Genomic DNA, 751 nt, shown 5'->3' on the forward strand with positions numbered 1-751 from the left:
GGCCGATGCGCGTATCCAGTTCGACCACCGAGTCGGCGTACTTGGACTTGGAGATCGACTTGTGAACGAACTCCGGTGCCGGCAGGTTCGGCTGGTGCACTTTCATGAAGTTGACGTTGATGAAGAACGGCTTGTCGGACTTGGCAGCGGTGTCGAGAAATTCCAGCGCGGCCTTTTCGACATAACCGTCAAAGTAGGGAATCCCGACTACACCGGGTTTGCCATCGATGACCGGCGTATCAACATACTGGCCGTTGATCTTGAACTCTTCGACGGCCTTTTCTCCCGCCTTGCCCGAGAGTGCGCCCTTGGTCACCTTGGCAAACATTTCCCGGGTTTCCGGGTCCATGTCGGGGAACCAGGTCGGGTCGGCGTAGGTGTAGGCATTGAGGTGATAGAGGCCGACGTACTTCATCACGTCATACCCCTGGGCATTGGGCAATGCATAGTCGGCTTCGCCCAGGTGCCACTTGCCGGTGAAGTAGGTCTCGTAGCCGCCGGTCTTGAGCACCGAGGCCAGCGTCCACTCGGCGGCGGGCAAACCACCGCCCTGGCCCTGGAAGGCCACGGTGGTCATGCCGCTGCGATTGGGGATACGCCCGGTCTGCATGGCCGCCCGGCCCGGGGTGCAGCTCGGCTGGGCATAAAAGGAATAAAAGGTCGTACCTTCTTGTGCCAGTTGGTCGATGCTGGGGGTTGGCATGCCACGGCCGACACCGCCACCGTACGGCCCCAGATCGCCGTAGCCGGT

At 61.0% G+C, this 751-nt stretch carries 1 protein-coding gene; it reads right to left on the reverse strand.

All coding sequences use genetic code 11. The features are described from left to right. Window positions 1-751: sulfatase-like hydrolase/transferase (locus tag ACM6IT_RS25830; RefSeq protein ID WP_409079560.1), on the reverse strand; the 751-nt coding region annotated here is incomplete at both ends.

It is taken from the genome of Pseudomonas sp. IT-P4, assembly GCF_949767755.1.
GTDB classification, from domain to species: Bacteria; Pseudomonadota; Gammaproteobacteria; order Pseudomonadales; family Pseudomonadaceae; genus Aquipseudomonas; species Aquipseudomonas monachiensis.